At 42.9% G+C, this 17,496-nt stretch carries 15 protein-coding genes; 1 reads left to right on the forward strand and 14 read right to left on the reverse strand.

Translation table 11 applies throughout. The annotated features are described in order from the left end of the window. Together wsfD and AC1DLM_RS31470 are read right to left on the reverse strand one after the other, a co-directional pair. Positions 1-657 (reverse strand): glycan biosynthesis hexose transferase WsfD (wsfD, locus tag AC1DLM_RS31465; RefSeq protein ID WP_477572166.1); only part of this gene is annotated, 657 nt, incomplete at its 3' end. A 20-nt stretch (positions 658-677) separates the two neighbouring features. After that, positions 678-1,808, reverse strand: coding sequence for a hypothetical protein (locus AC1DLM_RS31470; RefSeq protein WP_477572167.1), 1,131 nt, complete (start codon positions 1,806-1,808; stop codon positions 678-680). A 217-nt stretch (positions 1,809-2,025) separates the two neighbouring features. On the opposite strand from AC1DLM_RS31470, the gene AC1DLM_RS31475 reads away from it, so the two are divergent. Beyond that, entirely contained in the window at positions 2,026-2,982 is a 957-nt protein-coding gene (locus AC1DLM_RS31475; protein ID WP_477572168.1) for a serine hydrolase domain-containing protein, read from the forward strand. A 429-nt stretch (positions 2,983-3,411) separates the two neighbouring features. On the opposite strand, the gene AC1DLM_RS31480 is transcribed toward AC1DLM_RS31475, so the two are convergent. The 12 genes from AC1DLM_RS31480 to AC1DLM_RS31535 all read right to left on the reverse strand — a co-directional run bounded on the left by AC1DLM_RS31480 (position 3,412) and on the right by AC1DLM_RS31535 (position 17,421). After that, positions 3,412-3,723 carry a hypothetical protein gene (locus AC1DLM_RS31480; RefSeq protein ID WP_477572169.1) on the reverse strand — a complete coding sequence of 104 codons (312 nt, stop codon included), beginning with the start codon at positions 3,721-3,723 and terminating at the stop codon, positions 3,412-3,414. Positions 3,724-3,914: 191 nt separating this feature from the next. After that, a complete protein-coding gene (speD, locus tag AC1DLM_RS31485) occupies positions 3,915-4,727 on the reverse strand; it encodes an adenosylmethionine decarboxylase (protein ID WP_477572170.1) in 813 nt (270 codons plus the stop codon). A gap of 105 nt (positions 4,728-4,832) precedes the next feature. Next, positions 4,833-5,447 carry a hypothetical protein gene (locus AC1DLM_RS31490; RefSeq protein WP_171630932.1) on the reverse strand — a complete coding sequence of 205 codons (615 nt, stop codon included), beginning with the start codon at positions 5,445-5,447 and terminating at the stop codon, positions 4,833-4,835. Positions 5,448-5,476: 29 nt separating this feature from the next. After that, positions 5,477-6,652, reverse strand: coding sequence for a sugar ABC transporter permease (locus AC1DLM_RS31495; protein ID WP_441986676.1), 1,176 nt, complete (start codon positions 6,650-6,652; stop codon positions 5,477-5,479). Positions 6,653-6,663: 11 nt separating this feature from the next. Then, positions 6,664-8,184 (reverse strand): ATP-binding cassette domain-containing protein, encoded by a 1,521-nt coding sequence (locus AC1DLM_RS31500; protein ID WP_477572177.1) that lies wholly within the window; start codon positions 8,182-8,184, stop codon positions 6,664-6,666. A gap of 93 nt (positions 8,185-8,277) precedes the next feature. After that, positions 8,278-9,378 carry a sugar ABC transporter substrate-binding protein gene (locus AC1DLM_RS31505; RefSeq protein WP_477572171.1) on the reverse strand — a complete coding sequence of 367 codons (1,101 nt, stop codon included), beginning with the start codon at positions 9,376-9,378 and terminating at the stop codon, positions 8,278-8,280. A 112-nt stretch (positions 9,379-9,490) separates the two neighbouring features. After that, positions 9,491-10,561 (reverse strand): D-xylose ABC transporter substrate-binding protein, encoded by a 1,071-nt coding sequence (gene xylF / locus AC1DLM_RS31510; RefSeq protein WP_477572178.1) that lies wholly within the window; start codon positions 10,559-10,561, stop codon positions 9,491-9,493. A 101-nt stretch (positions 10,562-10,662) separates the two neighbouring features. Then, on the reverse strand, positions 10,663-12,237 hold the full coding sequence (locus AC1DLM_RS31515) for a response regulator (protein ID WP_477572172.1): 1,575 nt from the start codon (positions 12,235-12,237) through the stop codon (positions 10,663-10,665). Next, positions 12,234-13,634 (reverse strand): sensor histidine kinase, encoded by a 1,401-nt coding sequence (locus AC1DLM_RS31520; RefSeq protein WP_477572173.1) that lies wholly within the window; start codon positions 13,632-13,634, stop codon positions 12,234-12,236. Before AC1DLM_RS31520 ends, AC1DLM_RS31515 begins: the two co-directional genes overlap by 4 nt. Before the next feature lie 35 nt (positions 13,635-13,669). Then, positions 13,670-14,653 carry a sugar ABC transporter substrate-binding protein gene (locus AC1DLM_RS31525; RefSeq protein ID WP_477572174.1) on the reverse strand — a complete coding sequence of 328 codons (984 nt, stop codon included), beginning with the start codon at positions 14,651-14,653 and terminating at the stop codon, positions 13,670-13,672. A gap of 87 nt (positions 14,654-14,740) precedes the next feature. Then, positions 14,741-16,381: a helix-turn-helix domain-containing protein gene (locus tag AC1DLM_RS31530; RefSeq protein ID WP_477572175.1), complete on the reverse strand. Its 1,641-nt coding sequence runs from the start codon at positions 16,379-16,381 to the stop codon at positions 14,741-14,743. Between the two features lie 68 nt (positions 16,382-16,449). Then, on the reverse strand, positions 16,450-17,421 hold the full coding sequence (locus tag AC1DLM_RS31535) for an ABC transporter substrate-binding protein (protein ID WP_477572176.1): 972 nt from the start codon (positions 17,419-17,421) through the stop codon (positions 16,450-16,452). Between the last annotated feature and the right edge of the window lie 75 nt (positions 17,422-17,496).

Genomic DNA, 17,496 nt, shown 5'->3' on the forward strand with positions numbered 1-17,496 from the left:
ACCCACAGGAGCATTCTGCTGCTTACTTGTAGTCAAAAAGATGGCACTGACAACAAATATCGCTAGCATCAAATAATCGTTATATCGTTTCCGATAGAGCAATATACCTGCGGCAAACATGAAAATCGTCATAATAAGCACGACGCTCTCACTATAAAAGGAATTAAAATAAGCTGTATATCCCGTATCACCTAAAATAAAAATGGTAAGGAGCGCAACAAGATAGCCTCTTTGCTTGGACATTTTCCAAGTAAGCGCCTCTACGAGTAAGTAAATGGCTGCTGCATATAAAACGAGGTACATCCCCGCTTGAAAACGAATATCAAAAATATGAGAGTCATGAATGAGTAGATTGACTAAAAGGGATGCTTTAATAAACATGGACTGTGAAGAAAACAATGTAGCACCATTCTCATTATAAAATTGATACACACCGTAATCTTTAACGAAATAACCGAGGTAATGATTCGTATAATTAGGATCATTGAAATACAACCCGTTACTGTACAAAATCCGAAAATAATCCCCATTATCAGCCATCCCGATATAGGGAGGCGTAAATAGTGCGATCACTGTGATCAAGAACACCACGATGGCAGCGAACGMAGCTGGGGACATCTTGCTAAGCACCACTTGGATGAAACGATTGTTCCACATGTGATCGCACTCCTTTCTGATCAGTACGTGTAGGCTAGAAGTGCCATCAAATTATCGAAGGAGTAGGCCTGCGCGGCATTGACATCTCCGAAGCCGCCATTCAGCGGACTCTGTGGATTATGGATTTGAAATTCATTCATTTTGTGAATACTATCGGCATAAAGCTCATGATCCTTAACAACCGATCCAATCATGGCTGATATCGCATAGATTGCAGTTGACCTTACTTCGTTCAGTGGTTTCCCATCCCGATCATATTGACCATATAAGGTTCCTGCTTTAACCTGATCTTTGATATAACGGATACTGGCTGGCTGTTCCAGCTTAACTTCTGCTAGGTTTAAAATAGTTAGTAACGATTCTACGGTGTTTATGCTTTCAGATTGATAACCCTTCTTATCAAAATCATAGCGAGTTTGGTAAAATGGAAACGAATCCGACAAATATCCATCTTGGACAATTTGCAGCATACTAGCTTCAAGTGCCGCCTTCTTTTTCCGTGAGAGCGGTACAAGCTCCAACGAGGCAGCGTCGATATAGCACAAGGTTAGGAATGAATTTGTCATTCGATATGTTGGATCGTAGAAGTCTCGCAATTGTCCATTCACAACATTGTATTGATAGAGTCGCTTGCCGTAAGTTTCCGCTTCTTCTCTGTAATTCTTTATTCCAAAAGCGACGGWAGCTTCATCGAGTGCCCGAATGATACGCAAATCATCTACTATGGCATTCATTGGATACTGTTTATTCCTATTGGGACTATACCGATAGCTGAATCCAAATGGGGTATCAAATATTTGCTTGGCTTGCTGCCACTGCTCATCAAACTTATCTTTCTGACCCGTGAGTGCGTAATAACGCATGTAGAGACCCGCAGATTCACTCAGAACTTCATGACCAGAAGCAGCAGCACCCAATTGATCTGTATCCTTCAGATTCGTATAAATACCATGCTTGCTTGTAAGATTGTCCTGTATAAATTCCACTAATAAGTTGCGATTTTCCGTCACTTGCATGGTCTGACCGTATTGACTGCTTGATTGCCGCTGCAGTCTCGGGGTGTCTCCCAGCATAAAGTTTATCCCATAATAAATCACATAGATGCCTATTAATCCGAGGATGATCAGTCCTATATTCCTGAAAATTTTCATGTATTCCKGCAGCTCCTAACACAATCATTTCCAGAAAAAACGTCGAATGGTATGATAAAAAGACTACACACTACATCTGAGGTGGAATCTTTATCTAGAAGTCGTATTTTGCGCTCGAGTGGGCTTAGTTAGTTGTAGTTTATCACATGAAACTATTCGATCAAAAGGTAAATCCTCCCTAAATCAAGTAAAATGTCGTAATAATAAGAAGGATGTCATGAACTTTTCAATTTTATCAGAAGAATTAGAACCAGCCAATCTTGTAAGTTGCCTCATCAGTCAAAGAGGTCAAATTACTTACGAGCAATACCGAGAACCGCACTTTGCTGAAACTGTAGCAAAAATCAATTCCTGTACCAAAAGCATCCTCTCTGCACTCTGTTGTATCGCTATGGATCAAGGTTTGTTGCCTTCCCMCGCAACACCTGCATCCGTTTTTTTCCCGCAGCTTGAGAAAGATCCAGCATCACATAAAAGTGAAATAACGCTGCTCCATTTATTAACGATGACATCAGGCCTCGATTGGACAGAATTTGGTGGACAGAATTCGTTTCCACGCATGACAAGAACACCGAATTGGGTAGATTTCGTGTTGGATCAACCCTTATCCGATTTGCCTGGTACGAAAATGTCTTATAATTCTGGTGGCTCTCAATTATTATCTGCGATCCTGGTCCAAGCAACAGGCATGTCAGTGGCTCGTTATGCTGAGATTACTTTATTCGAACCGCTTGGCATTGAATCGTATAGTTGGGAACAGGACCCTCAAGGTATCCATACGGGTGGTTTCGGATTGTCACTTCGTCCCATAGATATGCTCAAATATGGTCAGCTCTATCTCCAACAAGGGAAATGGGGAAATTCTCAGCTTATTTCCCAAGAGCTTGTCGCTCTTTCCACGCAACCCGCGATACGAGCGGAGGCACCTCGCCGCGGCAGCTATGGCTGGCATTGGTGGACAGATACTTACCCAGATCGTGCGGAGAACGACGACTCACCTATTCAATCGTTACATTACTTTAATGCGTATGGATTCGGAGGCCAGTGCATTTATATCCTGCCTTCTATTGAAACCGTTGTTGTATTGACCAATGACCAACGAAAAAAGAGCAAAATTCCTCTTCATGTGTTCCGCCAAACCGTTGCACCCTATCTGTTGGAACTAGTTGAATAAGAACTCTGGAATGGCTGGTGTTTGGGGGGCTGGATACGTTTGATGAAGGAGTTCGCAGAGGAAGATGTTTGAAGACGAGTTTGCAGAGGAAGATGAGTTTAGTTTGACGATGAGTTCCCAGAGGATGAGTTTAACTAGTTTCCTTGGCTTGATAAAATAAATAACTGGAAATTGTACAGCTAATCTAACGATATCCACCCTAAATTTCATTTTAGATGGAAAATATGTAGTTATTTCTCCCTCATTCGGTCATTTCGTCAAAAATGCTTGAATTTAAATGGATAAAATCCATTTATTCGGAATAAATAAGGAAATTCGCACAAATTAACTGGAGGAAATACATCTATTTGCCTCCGAGATTTGAGGAAGAAGCTTCTATCGCCAAATAGTCAAAAGCTTGCCACCTCTGGCAAGCTCTCCTACTACTTTTTACATGATAATAGAATAGACTAAGAAACCGCCTAGAKGCACGATCCAGAGAAGCGGGATACAATTCCAGATCAATGATGCCCTGTAACGCCGACGTGAAAAGGTTACCCATCCGCCGATAATTGCTGCGAGTAGTCCAACTGGATATAGCAAGATAGCGATAAAAATAAGCCATGTTGTTGCGTGGCTGATCGCATCGGGATCGTCAAACATCATGACAGACATTCCCGCGATAAACATCCAAACAAGTACAAATATGACGTACACGAGTTGTGACATAATTAATGTCCACAACATTTTGTTCCGATTCAATAAAATCCCCCACTTCCATTCAGTACGTATGTATGATGAATGCAACTCCTCAAACAGCCTTTATTTTAACATAATCCAAGTATGATATCTCTATGATTCTGCCAAGTTTCGTTATTTCACCCAAACTATGACTCTGATCAAATGCGAAAGGGTCTGGAGCAGTCATCCCTGCATCCAAACCCTTTTAATCATCAATTAAATACCATATTTTTCCCATAGAAGATCTCATCCATCTCCCATTTGACGCTTTTCTCGATTTCCATCTGCTCTTCCTTGCTGAGCGTGTCTTTCGTGTATCCGAACAAATAGTTATTAAGATCAAACTCGCGAAGCTTGCATTTCGTGTGGAAAATATTTTCCTGATACACGTTCACATCGATCATCTGATATAAATCTTGAATTTCCTCCGGAATATAATTTTGAATGGAACTGATCTCGTGATCGATGAAAAGCTTGTGCCCACTGATGTCGCGCGTGAACCCTCTGACTCTGTAATCCATCGTCAGGATGTCGTTATCGAAAGAACGAATAAGAAAATTCAATGCTTTAAGCGGCGATATTTCTCCACACGTTGATACGTCAATATCTGCTCGGAAGGTGCTAATGCCCTCATCAGGGTGATATTCTGGATACGTATGGACAGTAATGTGACTTGTGTTGAGATGCATGACCACCGCGTCTGGCAAGGGTCCTGGCGACTCTTCGAACGATTCGTTCGGTTCCTGCTCGATAGGGCCTTCAGAAACCAACATGGTTACGCTAGATCCTTGTGGGACATAATCCTGCTTCGCGATATTCAAGACGTGAGCACCGATAATATCGGCAACTGTATTCAATAAAGCTGTCAAACGATCGGCATTATATTGCTTATCGATATAAGCTATGTAGGCTTCGCGCTCTTCTCTTGTTTTGGTGAAACAGATATCATACATATTAAAACTTAGCGATTTGGTTAAATTATTAAAACCATGCAGAGTAATCATCTGCTCCGAAGTTAATTTCAAGTAAATCCCCMCTATGTCTAAACTATAAACTGCTTACACAAATATTAAACAGCTACACATAGGATGGTATGTCGGAGTCGCTTTTATTCCATGTTAACAAATACATCAACTACGAGCATCGTTATATTCCTGATACATTTGACCCCAATAAGCCTCATTTAACTCGTCTCTCGACAGTTCCAGACTCGTCGATTTGCCTAATTGTAAAGCATGATACCGATAAGCATTGAAAAAATTTCTTTCCGCTGTGCTAATCCGACTTCCGTTATAGATGGCAGATTGCGTCGTAAACCCTATGCTAACAAGTAGGGAAACAACTGACGCTAAGATGCGAGAGACCATGTAGGAGGCAACACCAGCCCAACCGGTCAAAACGAATCCAATCACAACGGCAATGAACGTCGGGAGAAAGAGTCCATATATATGCGAAAACATAGCACCTAACTGAATAAACGGGAACCAGACGATGCCACTAAATGTGAGTAGAATGCCAATCGTCATAGCAAACAATGTACATATGGCAATATTCGAAGGACTTAATTGCAGCGCAAAGCACAGGATCCCTGTGACAAAACCTAATGATGAAGTCATCACACTGATGGATTCCGTGGTTTTGAGAATGCTATACGGTTTAATATCTGGATACAATCTCGCCATAAGACCAAAGCTTGTTGGAACGTCCAGACTTATTTTAAGCCCCTGTGGCGTGTAAATAGCCATCCCTTGTCTCTCCTTTGCGCCGCCATCCATTAAGCTCTCTTCTTCCTCGTTACGACATCGAAAATAACGGCAATTGCGAGTACCGCTCCACGAATCATGTACTGATACGAAATGCCTATTCCCATGAGATTCATCCCACTCGATAGGGAAGCCATTACAATCGCGCCGATAATGGAGCCTGTCACTTTACCAACGCCGCCTGCTGCGGAAACACCGCCAACATAAGCCGCAGCGATTGCATCGAGCTCGAACAAAGTACCTGCCGTCGTTGTAGCGGATTGCAACCGCGCCGTAAAGAGAATCCCGGAAAGTGCTGATAGCATACCCATCGATCCAAATACGATATATGTGATCTTTTTCACACTAATTCCGCTCAAATTCGCTGCCTCTGGATTACTGCCAACGGCATAGATATGTCTGCCTAATACCGTTGAAGTCGTCAAGAAGTGGTACACAGCCACCACAATCATGACTACGATAACCGTCCAGGAAAAGCCGTTATACCCAGCTAGAATCCATGTAATATAAGCGATGATCGCCGAGACGAAAATAACCTTCACGGTGAAAATATTGGCAGAAACAACTTCGAAATTGTATTTCAGTTTGTTATTTCGTTTTGAAAATTCACTGTAAATGTAAAGAACGATCATGACGGCTCCCAAAATTAAGGAGAGTAGATTTAATCCGCCTACCTTGGTAATCGCGGGGATGAAGCCATTTCCGATCGCGTTGAAATTCTCATCTTTTACGATAATTGTGCCAGTTTTCTCGGTTACACGTAGCAGTGCGCCTCTGAAAATCAACATGCCCGCAAGGGAAGCCACAAAGGACGGAATACCGAACTGAGCGACCAACAACCCATTGAATAACCCTACGATGATACCTAACACGAGAATGATGGGAATGGTGATATAGAACGGAACTCCTGCTTGTGAGAGAAGTACAGCAGCAATTGCACCTAGAAACCCTGCCGCAAATCCGACGGATAAATCAATATGTCGAATGACAATGACGAGCGTCATGCCCACGGCTAGAACCGCAATATACCCCGTTGCGTCAATCAGATTACTTATATTTCGTGATGACATGAACAAGCCATCTGTCATGATGGAGAACGTCAGCATGATGATGAATAGGGCGATATACATCCCATATTCTCGGATATTCACTTTAATTAGCGATTTCGCTTCACTATAAAATTGCACGGGTCTTCCTCCTATTGCGTCGCAAGCTTCATAATTATTTCTTGATCCGCATCCTCAATGGATAGCTCGCCTTTTATTTGACCTTCAGCCATGACATACACCCGGTCACTCATACCCAAAACTTCACTAAGCTCTGATGAGATCATGATAATGCTCATTCCTTCACTAATCAGCTTGTTCATAATCGTATAAATTTCATATTTGGCCCCGACATCAATGCCGCGCGTAGGTTCATCTAAGATGAGCAGGCTCGGATTCACAAATAACCATTTGCCGAGTGAGACTTTCTGTTGATTTCCCCCGCTCAAATTACCTACAATTTGTTCCACGGAAGGTGCTTTAATATTTAATGATTGCTTGTAATGATTCGAAATTTTCACTTCTTCATTATGATTAATGATGCCGTTCTCCGAAATCTCATGCAGGTTGGCAACAGCAATGTTTTGCTTGATATCTTGGATAAGGAACAATCCGTCTCCTTTACGATCTTCCGTTACATAGGCAATACCCGCCTTGATGGCATCCTTCGGATGGACGAATGTTTGTTTAGTACCTTCCATAAGGAGGTCTCCGCGAAGCTTATACGCTTTGGGATTTCCAAAAATACTTTGCGCTAGCTCCGTTCGACCTGAACCCATCAACCCAGCAATGCCGACAATTTCACCCTTTTTAATATGCAAATTCACATCTTTCACGACGTCTCGACCCAACTGAGGATCATACGCCGTCCAGTTTTGAATCTCGAGTATGTCCCTACCGAATGACTTCGTCATTCTTTTCGGATAAATATCGTCGATCTCGCGACCTACCATGTTTTTGATAATGACACTTTCCGAAATCTCACCTTTTGCAGCATCCAGCGTACATATCGTCCTGCCATCTCGTAAAACCGTGATATGATCGGCAATCGCCGTCACTTCTTTGAGCTTATGAGAAATCATAATGCTCGTAATGCCTTGTTTTTTCAACTCTCGCAAGAGTTCAAGTAGGTTCTCGCTTTCTTTCTCATTAAGCGCAGCTGTCGGCTCATCCAGAATGAGCAGCTTCACATCCTTGCTTAAGGCTTTAGCAATTTCAACGAGCTGTTGCTTTCCGACGCCCAAATCTTTAACAAGAACCTCTGGGTTCACATCCAGCTTCACTTTATGAAGCATTTCTTTGGCCTGACGAATCGTCTGATTCCAATCGACCATCATGCCTTTTCTTACTTCGTTGCCTGCATAAATGTTCTCGTACACTGTAAGATCCGGAAATAGCGCTAACTCTTGATAAATAATGGCGATGCCCGTCTTCACACTGTCACTGATCCTCGAAAATTGCTGAACCTTGCCCTCKAACACAATATCTCCTGCGTAAGTGCCGCTTGGGTATACACCACTAAGTACTTTCATTAAGGTCGACTTGCCAGCGCCATTTTCACCCACCAAACAATGAATTTCGCCTGTATTCACTTTAAAATTAACGTTCGCAAGTGCTTTCACACCTGTAAATTCTTTGGATATATTGTTCATTTCTAAGATATATTCACTCATCATCAAGCGCTCCTTAGCCAACCGACTCTCGGAATAGAGGAATAGTGATAGACGCATCTATCACTATTCCTTCCAAGCTATGTGATCTTACACCTACAAGCCTTTGAAATCGGATGCTTGATAGTACGCAGAATCCACAAGTGCAGATTTTACATTTGCTTTGTCAACGACAATTACATTCGTTTGTTTTGCTTTCACGTCAATTTTGCCATTGTTATACGATCCTGTAGTTTCAGGTGTTTTACCATCCAGAATAGCAACAGMCATACCCATTGCATCTTTAACGAGTGTACGAACATCTTTGAACACGGTCATGGATTGTTTGCCGTCGATTACGTATTGAATCGATGCTTTCTCCGCATCTTGACCTGTAACTAGGAACTTCGTAACCGCTTTATCTGAAGCAAATACATCCGCGATGGAGCGAGCTGTTCCATCATTTGGAGCTAGAATGGCAACATCGCCCTTCATGTCTGCTGCAGCTGCTGTCAAATGGGTTTGTGCTTTATTTTTCGCTTCGTTCGCATCCCAGTTCGTCGTGACTTGCCCGATAATTTTACTCATTTGCTCACGAGTTAATTTGGCAGTTCCTTTCAAAGCAGCAGCCTCACTGGAGTTTGCAATTTTGAATGTGCCATCGGCAATTTTCGGTTGAAGCACTTGCCATGCACCTTCGAAGAACAAGAACGCATTGTTATCAGATGCAGCACCTGCGTACAAGTACAATGGCTGACCTGGTTTCGCTTTATCCACTAAGTATTGTGCTTGTGCTTTACCAACAGCAATACTGTCGAAAGTCACATAGTAGTTAACCGCATCTGTTTTGGTAATCAAGCGGTCATAGGAGATAACTTGAATACCGGCTTTCTTAGCAGACTCAACAGCAGCTGCTGCTGCATCACCGTCTTGCGGACAAATGATTAACACTTTGATTCCTTTAGCGATCAAAGCATCAACGTTTTCTTTTTCTTTCGCTGAGGAGCCTTGGCTGAATAAGATTTCCGTTGTATATTTCGAACCTTTCAAAGCGTCTTTGAAACGTTGCTCATCTTGAACCCATCTTGGCTCGTCTTTGGTAGGCAATACAATTCCAACGCTTACTTTCGAGCTGCTGGAGTTCCCACATGCTGCAACCATCACGGCTAGAAACATAACCACTAACATCAAAGAAATCGCTTTCACACTTCGTTTCATTTGTAATACCCCTCTCATTTGTTTTGGCTGTGCGCCAACTACAAACTGAGTATATCACCGGGATTTTCCAATGTAACCGCTTTATATTAGCACTTTTTTTAACAATGCTATACTATTTTGTCATTTGACTTTGATTCACATTTTTATATACGTCTTCTCTCAAGTGGAAGCCATCTGCGATGATCGTGGCATCCATATTTGACTGATCCACGGCAATCGGTTCGAGTAAAATGGACGGAACATCAATTTTCTTATTGTTTACTTTTTTATCCGCATGAACATTTCCGCCTTTCGCCATCTTCACAGCAAGCTCAGCAGCTGTTTCTGCAAGCTTCTTAATGGGCTTATACACCGTCATTGTCTGTGTCCCTTCGACGATTCGCTGCGCAGCTGCAAGCTCCGCATCTTGCCCCGAAACGGGTATGCGACCTGCCATCTTCTGGGCTGTTAAAGCTTGAATCACGCCACCTGCTGTCGCGTCATTCGCGGCAACAACCGCGTCTACTCGATTCTGATTCGCAATCAAAGCCCGCTCCATGTTCGCCAACGCATTCGCAGGCTTCCACTCTTTCGTCGCTTGATCAAAAACGATAGTAATGTCCCCCTTCTCTACGAGAGGCTTTAAAATGTTCATTTGACCTTTTTTGAACATATGCGCATTGTTGTCTGTATCCGCGCCTTCGATTAAGACATAGTTGCCTTTAGGTGCTTTCTTCACGATCGCTTTCGCTTGCAATTCGCCAGCTTTCTCATTATCGAAGGAAATATATAAATCGACATCCGAATTGACTATCAAACGATCATACGAAATAACCTTGATGCCCGATTTGTGTGCCTTCTCCACAATCGCTGCGGATACCTCTGCGTTGTGAGGCACAACAACAAGTACATCTACGCCGCGTGATATCAAGTTCTCCGCTTGCGCAAGCTGCAAGGCATCGTCGCCATTCGCTGCTTGAACCTCAATACGCGCACCGAGCTTTTCAACAGCAGCTTTGAATAAATCCCGATCCTTCTGCCATCGTTCTTCCAACAGCGTATCGATCGATAAACCCACGACCACTTTGTTGTCAGTTTGCATAATCCGATTGGGGCTTGGCTTACTATCCATTTGCGGGCTAGCTTTATCCGTTGGCGCACTGTTCGTTCCGATGAACGAGCAAGCCGATAGCACGAAGGCCATAATCACGGTGACGCCAACCAATTTACTACTCTTTCTGACATGTTTCAGCGCAAACCCCTCCTAAAAGTTTTCGTCAGAAAACAAACTTCGTAAGCATTCTTTCAACTATGCTTCTTGTTGGTTGGTCGAATCAGCATCTTCCGATAATCCGTCGGTGAATGTCCAACTAGCTTTTTAAAAACGCGGCTGAAATAATTAGGATCGTTATATCCCACTTCAAATGTAATTTCTTTGAGACTTTTATCCGTTTCCTGCATCAATTGCTTGGCCGTTTCGATCCGATATTCCGTAAGAAAGTCAATATAATTCATTCCGAAATGCTCTTTAAACAGCTTACTGACATAGAAAGGATTCCGATCAACCGTAGCTGCAATCCGCTCCAAGGACAATTCCTCATGAGCATGTTTCTGGATATATAACTTCATCGTTTGGAGTAAATCTGTCTCAACGACATCTCCAACCTGAACTAAGTTTTGAATTAATAGCCGGGATTCCGCTTTCAATTGCAAATAGCTTGTCGTTGCATAAGGAAAATAGGGTGTATGGACATCCATCCCCATTTCCTGCAACATGCGGGTCACAACGATTAACACTTCAAAAATTCGTTGCTGCGATAATCCAACGCCTTGCTGAGCACCTTCGAAGATATCAATTATTTTGGCAATCTGATCGCCAGCTGCTTCAAGATTTCCGCGTCGAATCTCTTCGAGCACACGCTTCTCCATATCAATGGTACGACTGCCAATTGCCCGGATATCATCTCGTGTGAGATTCTCAAATAAACTATACCGAGCAGGCAGCGTGTTATCCATCGACGCCAACAACGCTTCATGATAGGATTTGCGCATRTCCCTCAGGTCCTTGCATAAACCGCCTATGCCAATAAAAAGACGAAATCCACCCTTCGTATCCAACGCTTGGATCCATTTCTTCGCTACGCTTATAGCCTGTGCGCGATAGGAGAATTCACCATCCATAAATACAATTGCTGGTACTTGATTGCCTGACATTTTCCCTAGCCAGATCGAATTGGATACATCCAGGTGCAACTCACTTACTTGCAGATACATATCATCGTAATCCCGTAAATGCGAAGGTTCCCTCATATCATGCGAGAATTGCAAGGTCATCACAAAACCGTCTCGCCCAGATGGAAGCCCAATTAAGTCAATCATCTCAGCAAGTGATGCCGATTGCACATAATCAAATAGCAGCTGCTCCACAATATCAGCCTCCACTAGAGGCGTCATCTTCTGCAGCCGTACTTGCTCTAAACTTCTACTCGCCAACTCCTGTTGAATCTTTTTAATCTCATTGGCTACCCGGCCAATCGTCTCCAGCACGACAGAAATTCGGCTTGGTTTCAACATATAGTCATAGACGCCTAACTTAATGGCTTGTTGAGCAAATTCAAACGTGTCAAATGCAGTGACCACAATAAACTTAACCGCCTTATTAGTCTCCCTAATCTTTTCTATCGCTTGAAGTCCATTGATGCCGGGCATCTTAATATCCATCGTGATCAGGTCTGGTTGTAACCGTTCTGCGGCTTCAATAGCTTCTCTGCCATTCGCGGCTTGGCCTACGACCTCTACATCTGGAGAACCTTCTTCGATAATTCGTTGCAACGCAATCCGCTCAATTGGTTCATCATCCACAATTAACATACGAATCATACGACATGCCCCCTCGGCAGCTTCAATGTAATACAAGTGCCAGCTCCTAGATAGGATTCAATCTCTATGATCTCCTCAACCCCATAAAATAGCTGTAAGCGATGAATCACATTCCATATGCCTATCCCCGTAGAATGACCTTTATAGATAGAATTTTCCGTATGAGATAATAATCGATTTAGCTGCTCTTCATCCATGCCCTGACCTGTATCTTGAACCTGAACAAGGATGTGTTTTTCTTCCTGTTTGACTCGAATCGTAAGCGTGCCACCTTCTTCGGCAGGTTCAATTGCATAAATAAACGCATTCTCTGCAAGCGGTTGCAAAATAAGAATTGGTAGCTCAATGCCTAATGCATCCTCATCAATTTCACGAACGACTTTCAGACGATCGCCAAAGCGAGCCTTCTGAATCGTTAAATACTCCTCAAGCACTTCGAGCTCGTCTTTTAAAGACACTCGGCTATCCAACTTGCGGAGATTATATCTAAGCATACCGGCAACAGAGCTAATTAATTCGCTCGTTTTTCCCGCGCCTGCCAAATAAGCTTCCTTCGACAACATATTTAACGTATTGAAAAGAAAATGGGGATTAATCTGACTTTGTAAGCTCTTCAACTCGCTTTCCTTCAGCATGAGCTTATGTCGATGAAGATCATATTCCAATTGGGCTTTACTTTGAATATCATCGATAAAATGACCGATCTTAAGTCGCATACTGTCCAGCGTTTTAGCCAAAAAGGATATTTCATCGTTATTGCCCAAATCAATGGGATTTTTAAAATTCCCCCGTGACAATTCTCGCGCAGACAGCGTTAATTTCAGCAATGGCTGTGTCACACTATCCACAAATCGATAGGAAAACAGCAAAAGCAGCAAAGAAACGAGCGCTAACGTCCAGAGTCCCATCTTCTTAATATTTTCACTTCGCTTAATAATTTTTCTATAGAAGGCATCATAGGTGTTTTGTTCACCACTAATTAAGGTGAGTGTCGCTTCTGAAATATATTTGGAGATATTGGATGCTTCGTCAAATTGTTTCGCTGCGTTTTCTTCATCATTATCTTTCTGGAAGCGAACGGCCAAATCCATCGCCTCTGCCTGACTCTCCAGCATGTTCTGTAAATTATCGAGCAGCATCATGTTGCTTGAATTTCGCAACCAACTCATCTCTGTCTTGGTTCGAAGAAGACTGATGTTATCCGTGACATATTGATTCAAGCTTTCTAACGTAGGTGACATGCGATACTTATTCAGAGTGGTTAACGATTGTTGGCTTAATTGCGAGGCTTGATTCATTTGCATATAGCGCTGAAGAATTTCATTATACTTTTCGACGGTTCGCTGATTATAAATGCTCATGGAGAGCCAAATAATCGCCATAATTACCMAGATCAAGATCGACAGCATCATCATTTTACTTCGAATAGTTTTCAGGGCGCTTTCTCCTCTTCTCCAGATGAAGTCACCACGCTAATTGGCGTGAAGTAGCTGTTCTCAAGCGGCAGCTGCGCAGCATCTAACCAACGTTTCATCAAATTAACACTGAGAATACCCATATCTTCATAATGCTGCGAGAGCCCAGCTTTCACCTGCCCATTTTTAATAAGCATCATGGTTTGGGGAGAATCATCGAATTGGAAAATCGGATATTCTTTGGTCCGCGAGCGTGAATGCGCCGCTTGAACGATACTCTCTCCCGATTCGGACGACAGTCCGATAAAGGCCTTCACATTCGGATAGTGATTCAAAATATCGTTCGTTTGCATCTTCGGTTGTGTCATATCAGGATCATTAGCTGCAATTACGACCCTTAGTCCTTCGTATTTTTTAAAAACTTCGGTCAAACCTTTCAAACGCAAGTCATCCGTTGATGGTGAGGATATACTCTTAATGACACCGACTTCGCCTTTTCCATTCAACTGGGTCGCAATATACTCCCCCATAATAATCCCTTCTTGATAATGATCGGAACCGATATAGGACTTGCGCAAGCTGCTCGGAGCATCGGAATTAATCGTAATGATCGGTATTCCTTTCTCCGTCGCCTTCTTCACCATGAGATTAAAATCTGGATGATCCACACCTTCCACAACGATCCCGCTCGCTTTGGAAGCGATTGCAATATCGATCTGCTTAATTAACCCTTCCAAGTTCGAACGGTAAACACCCCAGAAATCAATTTGGATATGATGTTCTTCTGCGGCCTCTCGTGCCCCTTTTTGAATGGCATTCATCATAAAGCTGCCTTGCTCCTGTGAGATGATCACGATGCGTTCGGCATGTTCATGTACCATAGGTTCCCCTGCAGTCGACATACTCAAATCGCTTTGATAAATCTTGAGCATATAGTAGAACGAAAATGACAGCGTGACAAAACTGCTGGCTATGATCGCAATCAGAATCAATTTTTTCATACCTTCACCCACAGACTCTTCCAATTTCCAGTAATTCTATCATGATTTCGGAGATTCGAATAGAATCAAAATAAAATCCAGCAACAATTATGTTGCTGGAAGTAGGATTTGTGCAATCTGCTGTAAGACACGCTCATGATTGAAAGCCGTATGTTCATTCCAAGGTGATTCCCAGCCAGCATACCCAGGAGTTAGATGAACCTGCCCCTTTTGGACTGCCGCTAAACCGCGCCAATCCCCCTGTTTAGATAGGTTAGCCCAAGTCGCTTGGGAAATTGGATCCTTACAAATATTCACAATCAGATGAACAGCCTCAAAACCTGCCAACTCCGTAACTTGAACGGGTTTCGTCCAATGAATATCACGCAATTGACTCGCTGGGTTTAGTTCCAAATCATCATACAGTACCGTACCGGCAAGACTCCCCCACACCAATAAGTCATTGTGATGGACAATTACGACTACAACTATATCCTCTTTCATCGTCAGCTTGACCTTCTCTCTTACATCAGCAGCTTTCAAATCGTAGTTTTGAAGCCACTTCACTGCCTCCTTCGATTTACCAACGAAATCACCGATAAGGATTAAATGCTCACGCCAATTTCGATCCCATGGTAAAAATAATGTCGGAGCTGTTTCCGATAGCTTCACTTGCTCAGCTTTGGGAATCCATGCATCAATCCCAATAATGTAATCAGGTGACGACTGCTGTAAGGCTGTAAGATTGAACTCATAATGATGACTCAATGGAACAGTCACATCAAAGGCATATTTATTMCGATAAAAATCAGTCCAATAATGATCCATAGGTGCGGCATAGGGAATAATTTGAAGCGCCAGCAACTGTCCGATATTCACCCAACTATAAGCGGCTACCTTCATCTTCGTATTTTTCAAATAAACAGCAGGCGCCATCCCCATATGCTTCTTGAAATTATTGCTGAAATAAATTTCATTCTTATACCCAACCTGGAAAGCTATTTCTCGAATTGAGGCATTCGGGAGCTCACGCATGAGTTCCTTTGATTTACTTAAACGTAATTCTGTCACATATTCAATGACGCCTTTACCAAATTTCTCTTTAAATAAGCGCATAAAATGGAAACGACTTAAACCTGCCCTTGCCGCCAGCGCTTCAATCGTAATTTCTTCCGTAAAATCCCGCTCCAGCATGAACTTCTCATATTCCAATGCGATCGACGTTTTGTGTTCCTCATTTTGCAAGACTAGACTGAGCAGTTCATAGAATCCCGCCTCTGCCCGGAAGCGGTCCGCAATTGTACCATTTTCCCAATGCGTCACGATCATTTTAACTAGAGGAATGACGGTCGACACGGCAAGATGAATGGCCTCACCTTCACCTGGGAATGTGTTGACAGGCTGAATATTAGCCTCTGTGTCTTCCTTTTGCAGAACCGCTGCTGCTTGAAACCTGAGCACATAAACGCCATGATCCTCGTCTTTAGGCAAACCTACTTCAATGAGTTGTCCAGGCTTACAAATAAATACTGTGCCTAATCGCAGCGGGTAATACTGACCATTAATGACCAAACGGCCATCCGACGTATCTGAGACGACAAGCATGAGCGAGTCCGCCTGAATGAAATCCCGTTCAAYCGGCCATTGCAGATCCTTTATCACGATTCGTTCAATGGTTGTCAGCTTATACCACATCGAGTTCAATGAATTCTCGTCCTCTACTTCCGGCGGAGTAACCTCTTGCTTCATATTTTCCCGCTCCTATGTATCTGATTGAAACACGGAAAAGACGAGAGAATCCCCCGTCTTCACTCGAGCTATTTAACTAAATTACGTAGTACATCATCGATAATTAATTGATTGGCCACTACGTTTTGATTGAACCAGTGACCTGAATCCACCTCATACACATCACCTTGCTTCACCGCGGGCAGTTGTTGCCATAATGGATTATCCACAGGAGGCTTCGCACGACCTTTGCCAGAGAGGAAGAAAATGTAATCAACATCATCCAGTTGTGCTAATGTTTCCAAGGAATACGTATCATAGTCACCCTTTAGCAATTTCGGCTGTTTGAATCCAAAGCCTTGGTACAATAACTTCCCACTATAGAAATTCGCGCCGAACAATTTAAACCCTTTTTCATTGGCAGATTGGAATAATACGGCAGATTTGTCCCCTACAGCTGTTCGAATCTTATCTTTGGAAGCAGCTAGCTTCTCATCATATTTCTTAATGGCTTGTTCAGCTTCCTTTGATTTGCCCAACACTTCACCTAGCTTGGCAACATTTCCACGCCAGTCCGTCTCATCATTAGACAAGACGAAAGTAGGAGCAATTTTGGAGAAATCTTCATACGTGCCATTCTTCATATAAGTAGGAGCGGCAAGAATTATGAGATCTGGATTATGACTTAACGTTTGCTCGGGTTTGAGTCCACCTTCCATGGCCAGAACAGGAACACCGTTCAACACATTTTGCAAATATTGCTGAGGTTCCCCAGCCGCCGACCATTGCGCTACAGGCTTGATGCCGATAGCCGTTAATCCATCTTCTAGGAAAGGTGCAATCACACGCTTAACCTCTCCAGGGATTTTCACTTCATGTCCCATTGCRTCCTTCAGGACACGCTCTTGTGGTGCTTTTGCTGTCGGAGTGGCTATGGCTTGGGTCGTACTTGCAGGCGCGGCTCCATTTTTCGTATCTGTACTGGCACCACAGCCAGCTAGAAATAAAGAAGACACGAGTAGAACTGCTGTGAAATTAACTAATTTTCTTGCTTGAATCATAATACATCCCCCTAGATGATACTGATAATCATTATCGATACTTAGGAGTATATAGGACAATTCCTTATTTGTGAA

This window comes from Paenibacillus sp. 01T442 (genome assembly GCF_056398345.1).

Bases quoted from the DNA above. Each gene is read 5' to 3' on its own strand.
- xylF (WP_477572178.1), bottom strand. From the start codon at position 10,561: ATGGCCTTCGTGCTATCGGCTTGCTCGTTCATCGGAACGAACAGTGCG.
- AC1DLM_RS31490 (WP_171630932.1), bottom strand. From the start codon at position 5,447: ATGGCTATTTACACGCCACAGGGGCTTAAAATAAGTCTGGACGTTCCA.
- AC1DLM_RS31525 (WP_477572174.1), bottom strand. From the start codon at position 14,653: ATGAAAAAATTGATTCTGATTGCGATCATAGCCAGCAGTTTTGTCACG.